Here is a 12,990-nt window from a genome sequence, read left to right as displayed (position 1 = left end):
CAGCCTTTCTACGTCAACTCACCGTATGGCATTACCCTGGCGCATAACGGTAACCTGACCAACGCACATGAGCTGCGTAAAAAGCTGTTCGAAGAGAAACGTCGCCACATTAACACCACCTCTGATTCTGAAATCCTGCTCAATGTGTTCGCCAGCGAGCTGGATAACTTCCGCCACTATCCGCTGGAAGCAGACAACATCTTTGCTGCGATTGCCGCGACAAATCGCCAGATCCGCGGTGCTTACGCCTGCGTGGCGATGATCATCGGCCACGGTATGGTGGCCTTCCGCGATCCAAACGGCATTCGTCCGCTGGTGCTCGGCAAGCGCGACCTCGGCGATGGTCGTACCGAATATATGGTTGCCTCTGAGAGCGTGGCGCTGGACACCCTGGGCTTTGAGTTCCTGCGTGACGTGGCGCCGGGCGAAGCGGTGTACATCACCGAGAAAGGCCAGCTGTTTACTCGCCAGTGTGCCGATAACCCTGTCAGCAACCCGTGCCTGTTTGAATACGTTTACTTCGCCCGCCCGGACTCCTTCATCGACAAGATTTCCGTCTACAGCGCGCGCGTGAACATGGGTACCAAGCTTGGCGAGAAAATTGCCCGCGAGTGGGACGATCTCGATATCGACGTCGTGATTCCTATCCCGGAAACCTCCTGCGATATCGCGCTGGAAATCGCCCGTATTCTCGATAAGCCATACCGTCAGGGCTTCGTGAAGAACCGCTACGTTGGCCGTACCTTTATCATGCCAGGCCAGCAGCTGCGCCGTAAGTCCGTGCGCCGCAAGCTGAACGCCAACCGTGCGGAGTTCCGCGACAAGAACGTGCTGCTGGTGGATGACTCCATCGTGCGCGGCACCACCTCAGAGCAGATTATCGAGATGGCGCGCGAAGCCGGGGCGAAGAAAGTCTACCTGGCTTCCGCGGCTCCAGAGATTCGTTTCCCGAACGTGTACGGGATCGATATGCCAACCGCCAACGAGCTGATTGCTCACGGTCGCGAAGTGGATGAAATTCGCCAGATCATCGGTGCCGATGGCCTGATTTTCCAGGACCTGAACGATCTCATCGACGCGGTGCGCGCCGAGAACCCGGATATTCAGCAGTTTGAATGCTCCGTGTTCAACGGGGTGTATGTCACCAAAGACGTTGACCAGCAGTACCTCGACTATCTGGATTCGCTGCGCAATGACGACGCAAAAGCCGTTCAGCTGCAAAACGATCTCGAAAGTTTAGAGATGCACAACGAAGGGTAATCTTCGGCAGGTGAGGGCGTTCGCCCTCACTTGCAACTCCCCGCAAAATCCTGCACAGTCTGCCCTGAAATCAGTAAGGGCGAAAATCATGAAACGACTCATTGTTGGGCTCAGCGGCGCCAGTGGCGCGATTTACGGCGTACGTCTGTTACAGGTTCTGCGTGACGTGGCGGACGTCGAGACCCATCTGGTCATGAGCCAGGCGGCGCGACAGACCCTCTCTCTGGAGACCGATCTCTCCCTGCGCGATGTGCAGGCTCTGGCGGATGTCGTTCACGATGCCCGGGATATCGCTGCCAGTATCTCTTCCGGCTCGTTTAAAACGGCTGGCATGGTTATCCTTCCCTGTTCGATTAAAACCCTCTCCGGCATTGTGCACAGCTATACCGACACCCTGGTCACCCGCGCGGCGGATGTGGTGCTGAAGGAGCGTCGTCCTCTGGTGCTCTGCGTACGGGAAACGCCGCTGCACCTGGGCCATTTGCGTTTAATGACCCAGGCCGCCGAACTCGGCGCGGTGATCATGCCCCCGGTCCCGGCGTTTTATCATCGCCCGACCTCGCTGGATGACGTGATTAACCAGACCGTTAACCGCGTGCTCGATCAGTTCGACATTGACCTGCCGGCCGATCTCTTCACCCGCTGGCAGGGAGCCTGAATTTGTGCACAAACAGTGTGCATGAAAAAAGACGTTGCCCTGTTTCAGGGCAATTATGCAACGGCGATCATATCCTCGACATTTAATTCGTTTTTTCCCTTTTTCTCTCTCCGGTTCGTTCGGCAGACCTGCTATCTTTCACCATTAAGGCAGTATCGCAACGTTTTATTAACATATTTAACGTCGAAGTTTTAACCAGACGGCAATGTGGCATAAGACCTGCAAGATGAAGCCTGCAACACAACACACAACACACAACACAATACATAATAAAATCACGGTACTTGAGGGTAAATGTATGAAGAAGACGGTTCTGGCTCTGTCTTTGCTGGTGGGGTTAAGTGCGGCAGCAGGTAGCTACGCAGCGCTTCCACAGACAGTTCGTATCGGTACAGACGCAACCTACGCGCCATTCTCTTCCAAGGATGCGAAAGGCGATTTCGTGGGGTTTGATATCGATCTGGGTAATGAAATGTGCAAACGCATTGCGGTGAAATGCACATGGGTGGGCAGCGACTTTGACGCGTTAATCCCGTCGCTGAAAGCCAAGAAAATCGACGCCATTATCTCTTCTCTCTCCATCACCGAAAAACGTCAGCAGGAGATTGCCTTCTCAGACAAGCTCTACGCCGCGGATTCTCGCCTGATTGCGCCTAAGGGTTCCCCGATTCAGCCCACCATCGACTCGCTGAAAGGCAAGCATGTGGGTGTGCTGCAGGGGTCGACACAGGAAGGCTATGCCAATGCTAACTGGCGTGAGAAAGGCGTAGACGTGGTGGCTTATCAGAACCAGGATCTGATTTACTCTGATCTGGCGGCAGGCCGTCTGGATGCGGCATTCCAGGATGAAGTCGCGGCAAGCGAAGGCTTCCTGAAACAGCCTGCGGGTAAAGAGTTCGCCTTTGCAGGCCCGTCTGTGAAAGACAAAAAATACTTTGGTGACGGCACCGGTATTGGCCTGCGTAAGGATGATACCGAGCTGAAAGCCGCCTTCGACAAAGCCTTTGCTGAGCTGCGTAAAGACGGTACTTACGACAAACTGGCGAAGAAATACTTCGACTTCAACGTCTACGGTGACTAAGACCTGACGATAACGCACCGCAAAGGTGCGTTACGGATGGGATTGACCCAATGCAGTGCATTTGTTGCACTGTATTGGATCGCTGTGTGCATACTTACGCATTTAAAATGCAAAAATTCCCGGCTGAAAGGCATTAATCTTTGCCTGACTAAGGGGATTAATGGCACATTAGCACCACCCCGTCGTCGTAAAAATCCCGTATGAAGACAGTTTGTTGAGGATAAATATGAAAAAGCTCGTGTTGTCATTATCTCTGGTGCTGGCCTTTTCCAGCGCCACCGCGGCATTCGCAGCCATTCCGCAGAAAATTCGGATTGGTACCGATCCAACCTATGCACCGTTCGAATCAAAGAATTCAAAGGGTGAACTGGTCGGTTTTGACATCGATCTGGCCAATGAGCTGTGCAAACGCATCAAAGCACAGTGTACCTACGTTGAAAACCCGCTGGATGCGCTGATCCCGTCTCTGAAAGCGAAAAAAATCGACGTGATTATGTCCTCGCTCTCCATTACCGAAAAACGCCAGGAGGAGATTGCCTTCACCGACAAACTCTACGCGGCCGATTCTCGTCTGGTGGTGGCTAAAGCTTCCGACATTCAGCCAACGCTGGAATCCCTGAAAGGCAAACGCGTCGGCGTACTGCAGGGCACCACGCAGGAAACCTACGGCAACGAGCACTGGGCGCCGAAGGGGATTGAAATCGTCTCCTATCAGGGCCAGGAAAATATCTACGCTGACCTGACGGCAGGCCGAATTGATGCCGCTTTCCAGGATGAAGTCGCCGCGAGCGAAGGCTTCCTGAAAACGCCGGTGGGTAAAGATTACAAGTTTGGCGGCCCGTCCATTAAGGATGTGAAGTTGTTTGGTGTAGGGACCGGTATGGGCCTGCGCAAGGAAGACAACGAATTGCGTGAAGCGCTGAACAAGGCGTTTGCTGAAATGCGCGCGGACGGAACGTACGACAAACTGGCGAAAAAATACTTCGATTTTAATGTTTACGGCGGCTAATCGCCCCGTCATATAACGTGCGGCCCCTCCCGCCGAGGGAGGGGAAAAGACACGGTTCCACCACTCACGATACGACAGGGCTCGCGGTATGCTGTACGGATTTTCTGGCGTTATTTTACAGGGCGCGCTTGTCACCCTTGAGCTGGCTATCAGCTCCGTGGTGCTGGCGGTGCTGATAGGTCTGGCAGGCGCAGGGGCGAAGCTTTCGGCTAACAAACCGCTGGCGCTGATCTTTGAAGGCTACACCACGCTCATTCGCGGCGTTCCCGATCTGGTGCTGATGCTGCTGATCTTTTACGGTCTGCAGATTGCGCTTAACGGCATAACAGACGCGATGGGCATGGGACAAATTGATATCGACCCGATGGTGGCCGGTATTATTACCCTCGGTTTTATCTACGGTGCCTACTTCACTGAAACTTTCCGCGGGGCTTACATGGCCGTGCCGAAAGGTCACATTGAGGCGGCAACCGCATTTGGTTTTACCTCTTCACAAACGTTTCGTCGGATTATGTTCCCCGCCATGATGCGCTATGCGCTGCCTGGCATCGGTAATAACTGGCAGGTCATCCTCAAAGCCACCGCGCTGGTCTCACTGCTGGGCCTGGAAGACGTGGTGAAAGCCACGCAGCTGGCAGGCAAAAGCACCTGGGAGCCGTTCTACTTTGCGGTGGTCTGTGGCGTTATCTATCTGGTCTTTACGACTGTCTCCAACGGGGTGCTGCTTCTGCTTGAGCGTCGCTATTCCGTGGGTGTGAAGAGGGCTGACCTGTGATTGAGATTATTCAGGAATACTGGAAATCGCTGCTGTGGACAGATGGTTACCGCTTTACCGGCGTGGCGATCACGCTCTGGCTGCTGATCTCCTCGGTGGTGATGGGCGGTATTCTGGCGGTGTTTCTTGCCATTGGCCGCGTGTCGAACAATAAATTTATCCAGTTCCCGATCTGGCTGTTTACCTATGTGTTTCGCGGTACGCCGCTGTACGTGCAGCTGCTGGTCTTCTATTCGGGGATGTACACGCTTGAGATCGTCAAAGGCACTGAGATGCTGAATGCGTTCTTCCGTAGCGGTCTGAACTGTACGGTACTGGCATTGACGCTCAACACCTGCGCTTATACCACCGAGATTTTCGCGGGGGCCATTCGCTCCGTCCCTTACGGTGAAATTGAAGCGGCGCGTGCGTACGGTTTTTCTTCTGTGAAACTCTACCGTTGCATTATCCTGCCGTCGGCGCTGCGTATCGCGTTACCGGCATACAGTAACGAAGTGATTTTGATGCTGCACTCCACCGCGCTCGCCTTTACCGCGACGGTACCGGACCTGCTCAAAATTGCGCGCGATATTAACTCCGCGACCTATCAGCCGTTTACCGCGTTTGGCATTGCGGCGGTGCTCTATTTAATTATCTCTTATGTATTGATTAGCCTGTTCCGTAAGGCTGAAAAACGCTGGTTGCAGCATATAAAACCTTCTTCGACGCACTGAGAAAGATGATGGCTGAGAACAAATTAAACGTAATTGATTTGCACAAACGCTACGGCGAACATGAAGTGCTGAAAGGGGTGTCGCTGCAGGCGAATGCGGGCGACGTGATCAGTATTATCGGCTCATCCGGCTCGGGTAAAAGTACCTTCCTGCGCTGCATCAACTTCCTCGAAAAGCCGAGCGAAGGCTCGATTGTGGTGAGCGGGCAGAATATTAACCTGGTGCGTGACAAAGACGGACAGCTGAAGGTGGCCGACAAGAACCAACTGCGCCTGCTGCGTACGCGTCTGACGATGGTGTTCCAGCACTTTAACCTCTGGAGCCATATGACGGTGCTGGAGAACGTGATGGAAGCGCCGGTGCAGGTGCTGGGGCTGAGCAAGCATGAAGCCCGCGAGCGGGCGGTGAAATACCTTGCAAAGGTGGGGATTGACGAGCGCCAGCAGATGAAATACCCGGTGCACCTCTCCGGCGGCCAGCAGCAGCGTGTCTCTATCGCCCGCGCCCTGGCAATGGAACCTGAGGTACTGCTGTTTGACGAACCGACCTCAGCGCTGGACCCGGAACTCGTTGGCGAAGTGCTGCGCATCATGCAGAAGCTGGCCGAAGAGGGCAAAACGATGGTGGTGGTGACGCACGAGATGGGCTTCGCCCGTAACGTCTCGAACCACGTGATTTTCCTGCATCAGGGGAAAATTGAAGAGCAGGGGCACCCGGATGAGGTGCTGGCGAACCCGCAAAGCCCGCGTTTGCAGCAGTTCCTGAAGGGTTCTTTGAAGTAGGTTTTGCCTTTCTCCCTCTCCCTGCGGGAGAGGACCGCGGTGCAGCTCAATCGCCCGGTGGCGCTTCGCTTACCGGGCCTACACAAACCGTAGGCCGGGCAAACGCCGTGCCGCCCGGCATTCAGAGCGCACCGCACTCCAGCCGATATACCCAGTCGTCATAGCGCACGCCGTCAATCTCATACGCCTTTTCCAGCACCTGGGTACGCACAAATCCGGCTTTCTCCAGCACCCGCACCGACCCGCCGTTGTCCGCCAGCACGTAGGCGTTAATCGCCTTCACGCCGGTCTGGTTAAAGGCGTATTCACACACCGCGCGCAGCGCCTCGCTGGCGATGCCTTTTCCCTGTACGGCAGGCACGACTGTATAGCCGATATCGGCCTCTTCATGATTCTCAGGGCTGATTTGCAGGCCGATGTCGCCAAGGGGGGTGTCATCATTACGAAAGCGGATCACAAAAACATGTGCAGCTGTAAGCCGCGCGGCAAACACGCGTCGGGTCTCTTTTTCCGGGGCGATGGCGGCCATATAGCGCATGATGCTGCGATCTTCGCGCAGCGAGCGAAAGAAGGCCCAGTCAGTGGGTTTGAAGGGAGTGAGATGAAGCCGGGGGGTAGTGAGAGTTGCCATTGTTACGCCATTTCATTGGAACATGGCGTACGACTGTAGCATATTCACCGCACCACATCCCCCAGCGCTTCCTCAAGGTCATACCAGCGGAACGCGAACCCGGCCGCTTCCAGCCGTTTGGGCAGCGCCCGTTGCCCGCCTAATACCAGCACCGCGGCTTCACCCATCATCAGGCGGATCACCGTAGCGGGCACCCGCAAAATCGCCGGACGGTGCAGGGCATGTCCCAGCGCATGGGCAAACTGCTCATTACGCACCGGATACGGCGCAACCATGTTAAACGGCCCGCGCAGATCGTTATCCAGCAGCCAGAGAATACCGTTGACCATATCGTCGATATGGATCCAGGCCAGATACTGACGCCCATTACCGATGGGCCCGCCAAGTCCAAGCCGGAAAGGGGGAAGCATTTTCGCCAGAATGCCGCCTTTCGGTGCCAGGACAACGCCGGTCCGCAGCAGGCAGACGCGGGTCCGATCGCTCTGCGCCGCGCAGGCAATACGCTCCCACTGGGCGCAGAGTTTATGGGTGAACTCGTTATGGGGCGGCTCTTCCTCGGTGACCACCACCTCGCCGAGATCGCCGTAGTAGCCCACAGCGGAGCCTGAAATCAGCACCGAAGGCGGAGTGTGGCTGTTGCGGATAAGCTCGACCAGCTTTTCGGTGATGTTCCACCGGCTGCTGCACAACAGCTGTTTTTGCTCTTCCGTCCAGCGCTTATCGGCGATGGGTTCACCCGCGAGGTTAATGACGGCGTCGAAGCCGTCGAGATTTTGCTGATCGGCGAGATTTTTCCAGATGTCGACACCTGCCCCCAGCACCTGGCGTGCCTTCTCAGGACTGCGCGTGACCACGGTAATGTCGTGATGCAAGGCCTGCAGACGCGCAATAAGGTGACGACCAATGAGGCCTGTACCGCCGGTCAGCAAAATCTTCATACAACCTCCAGGTTTACGCCTGGCGTTTCCAGCTTAGCGTCATAGAGACGGAGTCGGCGTAACGCAGGGCGTGAAGTTTATCGATCTCAACTTCAGCATAAGTGACCCAGTGATGTTCGCGTGCGATATCGAGCACATCCTGAGTTAATTTTTCCAGCAGAGAGAAGCGGTTATTCTCCACGTACTGGATGATATTTTTGGTGATGGTGCGGTAGTTCAGCGCGTCATTGATGTCTTCACTGGCCCGCGCTTTGTCTGCGGGATAGTGAATCACCACGTTAATGACAATATCCTGACGGTTGGCGATCTCTTCATCTTTGATACCGATGAAGGTACGCAAGCGTAAATTTTTTATACGAATAATGGCGTCTGGCTGTGACATTGCAGGTCTTCTCCGTGTCAGTATTTCCCGCTCATCATACATGAGAGGCTCACAGGCACCCAGCCTCATACCGGGTTAAATTTGCTGGATTTTTTGCATCGCGCGTTCGGTCGCCGGGCGGGTACGGATGCGCTCGAACCAGTTGTTTACCGCCGGATAAGCGCCTAAGTCAATTCGGTGTTTTTCATGCGTATTCACCCACGGCCAGCAGGCAATGTCGGCAATACTGTAATGATCGCCCCCGAGCCACGGCGTCTTCTCCAGCCGACGGTTCAGAACGCCATAGAGCCGCTGAGTTTCAACCTGATAGCGCTCTATCGCATAAGGAATGGGCTGCGGGGCGTAGGCGGTAAAATGGTGATTTTGCCCAAGCATGGGCCCCAGCCCGCTGGCTTGCCAGAAGAGCCACTGCAGGGTGTGATGACGCTCGCGTAACTCCCCGCTCAGCAGCTTGCCGGTTTTCTCCGCCAGGTAGAGCAGAATTTCACCGGATTCAAACAGGCTCAACGGCCTGCCCCCGTCCGTCGGCTGGTTATCAATAATGGCCGGAATTTTATTGTTCGGCGAAATAGCCAGAAAGAGAGGGCTGAACTGATCGCCTTTGCTGATATCCACGCGAATGATCCTGTAATCCAGTTCGGCCTCCTCGAGAAAAAGGGTGATCTTGTGGCCGTTTGGGGTAGGGGCATAATAAAGGTCGATCATTCTCAACTCCTGTCCATGCGAAGAGTGGTGCCATATCAAATGAGTATAGGTGGTTGTTGTAAATCGTGAGTTTTCATCAAGTGACAGCGAGGCAAAGAGATTATATGTTGAGTCAAAACCCGATCAGCCAATGAGGATGTTATGAACCAGCCCGTAATCACGTTGTGGTCCGATGCGAATTTCTTTTCTCCCTATGTCATGAGCGTATACGTTGCGCTGGCCGAAAAAGGACTCACTTTTACGCTGAAGACCGTTGATCTTGACGGTGGTGAACATCTTAAACCGCAGTGGCAGGGATACGACCTGACCCGACGCGTGCCGGTGCTGGAAATAGAGGGGTTTGCCCTGAGCGAATCGTCGGCGATCGATGAATATCTGGAAGAACGGTTTTCGCCGCCAGAGTGGGAGCGGATCTATCCTCACGATCTGCAAAAGCGCGCCCGGGCGCGGCAGATTCAGGCGTGGCTGCGCAGCGATCTGGTGCCGATTCGCGTGGAACGCCCGACGGATGTCGTGTTTGCCGGGGTAAAAAAGCCCGCCCTGAGCGCAGAAGGCCAGGAAAGCGCCCAAAAACTGATTGATACCGCCACCTTACTGCTCGCTCATGGCAACCCGAACCTGTTCGGTGAGTGGTGTATTGCTGACGCCGATCTGGCGTTAATGCTAAACCGTTTGATCCTCAACGGTGATGCGGTACCGCAGCTGCTGGTCGATTATGCCGCGTTTCAGTGGCAGCGAGCCTCCGTACAGCGCTATGTGGCACTCTCCGCTAAGCATGCGGGCTGATAAGCCCTGACGCTTCAGGTATGATGGGGCAGTCTGTTTTCCCGAGGAGTGACTGATGAAACTGATGTTTGCGTCGGATATCCATGGATCGCTGCCCGCGACCGAGCGTGTCCTCTCCCTGTTTGCACAAAGCGGCGCGCAGTGGCTGATCATTCTGGGCGATGTGCTTAATCACGGCCCGCGCAATGCGCTGCCGGAAGGCTACGCCCCTGCGCAGGTGGCTGAAAAACTGAACGCGTATGCCTCGCGTATTATCGCCGTTCGCGGCAACTGCGACAGCGAAGTGGACCAGATGCTGCTGCATTTTCCCCTCACCGCGCCGTGGCAGCAGGTGCTGCTGGAACACAGCCGACTGTTCCTGACGCATGGCCATCTTTTTGGCCCGGATAATCTCCCGGCGCTCGCGGCTGGCGATGTCCTGGTTTACGGTCATACTCATATTCCGGTTGCTGAAAAACGCGGTGATACTTATCACTTTAATCCGGGGTCGGTCAGCATACCGAAAGGCGGATATCCTGCGAGTTATGGCATGCTGGAGGGTAATACCCTGAGCGTTATCGCACTTAATGATCAGCAAGTTATTGCGCAGGTAACGATTAATCCGTAAGTTACACCTCAACTGCAAACGCGCCGACAGAGCGCTTAGACGAGAAGGTTTCCCGATGGTGGAGCAGAGTCATTTGGCAAGTACAGAGTGGGTTGACATTGTCAACGAAGAGAATGAAGTGATCGCGCAGGCCAGCCGCGAACAAATGCGTGCGGAGCGCCTGCGTCACCGTGCGACATATATCGTTGTCCATGACGGTATGGGTAAAATTCTGGTTCAGCGCCGCACGGACACCAAAGATTTTCTCCCGGGTATGCTGGATGCCACTGCAGGCGGCGTTGTCCAGGCGGATGAGGTGCTGCTGGATTCCGCGCGTCGTGAAGCGGAAGAAGAGTTAGGTATTGCCGGTGTGCCGTTTGCCGAACATGGTCAGTTCTACTTCGAGGATGAGCATTGCCGCGTCTGGGGCGGGCTGTTCAGCTGCGTTTCTCATGGCCCGTTCGCCCTGCAGGAAGAAGAAGTCAGCGAAGTAAACTGGATGACGCCGGAAGAGATTACCGCGCGTTGCGACGAGTTTACGCCGGATTCGTTAAAAGCGCTGGCGCTCTGGATGAGCCGTAACGCCAATAACGAATCGACCAAATCCGAGAAAGAGGAAGAGGCCGAGTAAGCGCTAGCAACTCTCCCTCAGACACAGACTGGACGCGATGGGTTTTTGGTCGCGCCAGTCTCCGCCATTCAGACGCTCCAGTAACGCTTTCCCGGCTTCAATCCCAATCTTACGATGCGGTACCGCCATGGTGGTCAGCGGCGGCTGGCAGACCCGGCTGACGTCGCTATCCCCAAAACCCACTATCGCCAGATCGTCCGGCACCTTGATGCGCCTGCGCTGGCATTCGTACAGCGCCCCGCAGGCCAGTTCGTCAGAAACGCACACCAGCGCATCCAGCTCCGGCCAGGCCAGCAGGAATTCAGGCAGTTGCGCCGCACCGGTCGAGAAACTCGGCGGCATGGCCGCGTTAATCACCCGGTTTGGCGACATGTGGTGGCGCAGCATGGCTTTGTACCAGCCCTGCAGATGCTGCTGGAAAATCCACTGTTCCTGGTTGGCGCACAGCAGGCCAATATTCTGATAGCCGCGCTTAATGACCATTTCCGTGAGTTCATACATGGCCGCCACGTTATCAATCCCGATGTTCATATCGATCGGGTCGGCGCGCATGGCTCCCATCTCCATCACCGGAATAGAGGCATTCTTCAGCCAGTGACGAACGGTGTCGGTATGTTCAACGCTGAGCAGGATAGCGGCGGCGATATTTGACGCCAGCAGCGTCTCCAGCAATTTCTCTTCCTGCTCAAGGCGGTGCTGGGATTCCGCCAGCATGATTTGATATCCGGCGGGCTGCAGCACCTGCTGTAGCCCGGCGAACATCTCCGAGCAGCCTGCTTCGGAGAGGTTAGGCACCACCATGGCTATGGTCCATGAGGAGGCCGAGGCCAGCGCGCTGGCGGCAAGATTGGGCATATAACCCAGCTCCTGCACCGCGGCTTCAATTTTTTCTCGTAGTTTATCGGAAACCTGTTCAGGCGTGCGGAGTGCACGGGACACGGTCATCGTGCCCACACCGGCAAGCTGTGCGACATCGGCGAGTGTCACTTTACCAGTACTGCGCCGTTTTCGGGTTAGAGACATACACCTTCCTGCTGACCAGACGCTTTCGTTTTCCTTCATTTCACGTGACACGCAGTATACGCCTTAAATCCCTTTTTTTGCTGTGATTTCACGCCAGGATGGTAATTTGATAGCGCTATCACACTTCTGAATGTTAGATCTTGGTAGCGCTATCTTTGTGATAATCATCACGGTTAATAATGGATGTGTTGAATAAAGTTTGCTCATCTTTTGCAGTCTGGCAGGAGTGAAAAGTGCTGAAAAAATGGATATATGATACAACCATCACGCTGCAGGATAGCGTTGAAAGCTGGCCGCAGGCCCTTGAGATCTGCGCGAAACCGCTGCTGGAGCTTAAGACGATAGCGCCAGAATACGTGACGGCAATCATTGAGCAACATCATACGTTAGGACCTTATTATGTGCTGGCACCAGGGCTGGCTATGCCGCATGCGCGGCCGGAGGAAGGCGCCAAAGGACTGGGATTGTCATTATTAAAACTCAAGCAGGGCGTCTCTTTTGGTGCCGGTGAGTTCGACCCTGTGGATGTGATTATTATGCTCGCGGCACCGGACAAAAATAGCCATATCGAGATGATCTCGGCGCTGGCTGAGTTATTTTCCAGCGAGGCCGATATGGCCGAACTGCATCAGGCGAATACGCTGGAGGAGATAAAAACGATTATTAACCGCTTCTGATTTACTTTTTTAACCCGCTTTTTCACAACATTACGCGTCAGCGTGGTGGGGCGTACTCTACTCAAAATAAGGGGACAACAATGAAAATCATGGCTATTTGCGGTTCCGGCCTGGGCAGCAGTTTTATGGTTGAAATGAACATTAAAAAGGTGCTCAAAAAGCTGGAGATTGAGGCTGACGTTGAACACTCCGATCTCTCCTCGGCCACGCCGGGCGCGGCCGATCTGTTCGTGATGGCAAAAGACATTGCGGCCAGCGCCAGCGTGCCGGAAAGCCAGCTGGTGGTGATCAACAACATCATTGATATCAATGAACTGGAAGCGCAACTGCGCAGCTGGTTCGACAAACGTTAA

17 protein-coding genes are annotated in these 12,990 nt (G+C 54.9%); 12 read left to right on the top strand and 5 right to left on the bottom strand.

The genetic code is table 11. The features are described 5' to 3' along the window. The 7 genes from purF to hisP all read left to right on the top strand — a co-directional run. A partial coding sequence (gene purF, locus LDK53_RS19350; RefSeq protein ID WP_225287837.1) for an amidophosphoribosyltransferase occupies window positions 1–1,260 on the top strand: 1,260 nt, incomplete at its 5' end. 88 nt (window positions 1,261–1,348) lie between these two features. Continuing rightward, window positions 1,349–1,918: a UbiX family flavin prenyltransferase gene (locus LDK53_RS19345; RefSeq protein ID WP_025757161.1), complete on the top strand. Its 570-nt coding sequence runs from the start codon at window positions 1,349–1,351 to the stop codon at window positions 1,916–1,918. 298 nt (window positions 1,919–2,216) lie between these two features. Beyond that, window positions 2,217–2,999 (top strand): lysine/arginine/ornithine ABC transporter substrate-binding protein ArgT, encoded by a 783-nt coding sequence (gene argT, locus LDK53_RS19340; protein WP_025757162.1) that lies wholly within the window; start codon window positions 2,217–2,219, stop codon window positions 2,997–2,999. A 226-nt stretch (window positions 3,000–3,225) separates the two neighbouring features. Next, window positions 3,226–4,008 carry a histidine ABC transporter substrate-binding protein HisJ gene (gene hisJ, locus LDK53_RS19335; protein WP_225287836.1) on the top strand — a complete coding sequence of 261 codons (783 nt, stop codon included), beginning with the start codon at window positions 3,226–3,228 and terminating at the stop codon, window positions 4,006–4,008. Between the two features lie 88 nt (window positions 4,009–4,096). Beyond that, entirely contained in the window at window positions 4,097–4,783 is a 687-nt protein-coding gene (locus tag LDK53_RS19330) for a histidine ABC transporter permease HisQ (protein WP_008502591.1), read from the top strand. After that, the gene (locus LDK53_RS19325) at window positions 4,780–5,496 is read left to right on the top strand and encodes an ABC transporter permease (RefSeq protein ID WP_008502590.1); all 717 of its coding nucleotides are present in this window, start codon (window positions 4,780–4,782) and stop codon (window positions 5,494–5,496) included. Before LDK53_RS19330 ends, LDK53_RS19325 begins: the two co-directional genes overlap by 4 nt. Window positions 5,497–5,504: 8 nt before the next feature. After that, window positions 5,505–6,278 carry a histidine ABC transporter ATP-binding protein HisP gene (hisP, locus tag LDK53_RS19320; protein ID WP_014832781.1) on the top strand — a complete coding sequence of 258 codons (774 nt, stop codon included), beginning with the start codon at window positions 5,505–5,507 and terminating at the stop codon, window positions 6,276–6,278. A 121-nt stretch (window positions 6,279–6,399) separates the two neighbouring features. Here hisP and LDK53_RS19315 read toward each other — a convergent pair whose 3' ends face one another. From LDK53_RS19315 to yfcG, 4 genes are all read right to left on the bottom strand, one after another. Beyond that, entirely contained in the window at window positions 6,400–6,909 is a 510-nt protein-coding gene (locus tag LDK53_RS19315; RefSeq protein WP_128338736.1) for a GNAT family N-acetyltransferase, read from the bottom strand. Between the two features lie 44 nt (window positions 6,910–6,953). Next, the gene (locus LDK53_RS19310) at window positions 6,954–7,847 is read right to left on the bottom strand and encodes a TIGR01777 family oxidoreductase (protein WP_032672455.1); all 894 of its coding nucleotides are present in this window, start codon (window positions 7,845–7,847) and stop codon (window positions 6,954–6,956) included. Window positions 7,848–7,860: 13 nt separating this feature from the next. Further along, window positions 7,861–8,229 (bottom strand): dihydroneopterin triphosphate 2'-epimerase, encoded by a 369-nt coding sequence (folX, locus tag LDK53_RS19305; protein WP_225287835.1) that lies wholly within the window; start codon window positions 8,227–8,229, stop codon window positions 7,861–7,863. Between the two features lie 75 nt (window positions 8,230–8,304). Continuing rightward, window positions 8,305–8,934 carry a GSH-dependent disulfide bond oxidoreductase gene (yfcG, locus tag LDK53_RS19300; protein WP_047959154.1) on the bottom strand — a complete coding sequence of 210 codons (630 nt, stop codon included), beginning with the start codon at window positions 8,932–8,934 and terminating at the stop codon, window positions 8,305–8,307. Window positions 8,935–9,075: 141 nt separating this feature from the next. On the opposite strand from yfcG, the gene yfcF reads away from it, so the two are divergent. The 3 genes from yfcF to yfcD are packed head-to-tail and all read left to right on the top strand — an operon-like array spanning window position 9,076 to window position 10,937. Beyond that, complete coding sequence (yfcF, locus tag LDK53_RS19295) at window positions 9,076–9,720, top strand: glutathione transferase (RefSeq protein ID WP_225287834.1); 645 nt, start codon at window positions 9,076–9,078, stop codon at window positions 9,718–9,720. 55 nt (window positions 9,721–9,775) lie between these two features. Further along, on the top strand, window positions 9,776–10,327 hold the full coding sequence (gene yfcE, locus LDK53_RS19290) for a phosphodiesterase (RefSeq protein ID WP_047959153.1): 552 nt from the start codon (window positions 9,776–9,778) through the stop codon (window positions 10,325–10,327). A 55-nt stretch (window positions 10,328–10,382) separates the two neighbouring features. After that, on the top strand, window positions 10,383–10,937 hold the full coding sequence (yfcD, locus tag LDK53_RS19285; protein ID WP_025757169.1) for an NUDIX hydrolase YfcD: 555 nt from the start codon (window positions 10,383–10,385) through the stop codon (window positions 10,935–10,937). Between the two features lie 3 nt (window positions 10,938–10,940). Here the strand turns inward: yfcD and LDK53_RS19280 are convergent, their stop codons facing one another. Then, entirely contained in the window at window positions 10,941–11,960 is a 1,020-nt protein-coding gene (locus LDK53_RS19280) for a LacI family DNA-binding transcriptional regulator (RefSeq protein WP_025757170.1), read from the bottom strand. A 233-nt stretch (window positions 11,961–12,193) separates the two neighbouring features. On the opposite strand from LDK53_RS19280, the gene LDK53_RS19275 reads away from it, so the two are divergent. Then, complete coding sequence (locus LDK53_RS19275; RefSeq protein WP_155031510.1) at window positions 12,194–12,637, top strand: PTS sugar transporter subunit IIA; 444 nt, start codon at window positions 12,194–12,196, stop codon at window positions 12,635–12,637. 80 nt (window positions 12,638–12,717) lie between these two features. Beyond that, window positions 12,718–12,990 (top strand): PTS sugar transporter subunit IIB, encoded by a 273-nt coding sequence (locus LDK53_RS19270; protein WP_045285786.1) that lies wholly within the window; start codon window positions 12,718–12,720, stop codon window positions 12,988–12,990.

It is taken from the genome of Enterobacter sp. K16B (assembly GCF_020216105.1).
Lineage (GTDB): Bacteria > Pseudomonadota > Gammaproteobacteria > Enterobacterales > Enterobacteriaceae > Enterobacter > Enterobacter sichuanensis.
The sequence above is the reverse complement of the archived record's forward strand: the minus strand, read 5'-3'. Positions and strand labels throughout refer to the sequence as shown.

Coding starts and splice junctions, on each gene's coding strand:
- folX (WP_225287835.1), bottom strand. CDS start 8,229: ATGTCACAGCCAGACGCCATTATTCGTATAAAAAATTTACGCTTGCGT.
- LDK53_RS19280 (WP_025757170.1), bottom strand. CDS start 11,960: ATGTCTCTAACCCGAAAACGGCGCAGTACTGGTAAAGTGACACTCGCC.
- yfcD (WP_025757169.1), top strand. CDS start 10,383: ATGGTGGAGCAGAGTCATTTGGCAAGTACAGAGTGGGTTGACATTGTC.
- LDK53_RS19315 (WP_128338736.1), bottom strand. CDS start 6,909: ATGGCAACTCTCACTACCCCCCGGCTTCATCTCACTCCCTTCAAACCC.
- argT (WP_025757162.1), top strand. CDS start 2,217: ATGAAGAAGACGGTTCTGGCTCTGTCTTTGCTGGTGGGGTTAAGTGCG.
- LDK53_RS19310 (WP_032672455.1), bottom strand. CDS start 7,847: ATGAAGATTTTGCTGACCGGCGGTACAGGCCTCATTGGTCGTCACCTT.
- yfcE (WP_047959153.1), top strand. CDS start 9,776: ATGAAACTGATGTTTGCGTCGGATATCCATGGATCGCTGCCCGCGACC.
- LDK53_RS19345 (WP_025757161.1), top strand. CDS start 1,349: ATGAAACGACTCATTGTTGGGCTCAGCGGCGCCAGTGGCGCGATTTAC.
- yfcG (WP_047959154.1), bottom strand. CDS start 8,934: ATGATCGACCTTTATTATGCCCCTACCCCAAACGGCCACAAGATCACC.
- hisJ (WP_225287836.1), top strand. CDS start 3,226: ATGAAAAAGCTCGTGTTGTCATTATCTCTGGTGCTGGCCTTTTCCAGC.
- hisP (WP_014832781.1), top strand. CDS start 5,505: ATGGCTGAGAACAAATTAAACGTAATTGATTTGCACAAACGCTACGGC.
- LDK53_RS19270 (WP_045285786.1), top strand. CDS start 12,718: ATGAAAATCATGGCTATTTGCGGTTCCGGCCTGGGCAGCAGTTTTATG.
- LDK53_RS19330 (WP_008502591.1), top strand. CDS start 4,097: ATGCTGTACGGATTTTCTGGCGTTATTTTACAGGGCGCGCTTGTCACC.
- yfcF (WP_225287834.1), top strand. CDS start 9,076: ATGAACCAGCCCGTAATCACGTTGTGGTCCGATGCGAATTTCTTTTCT.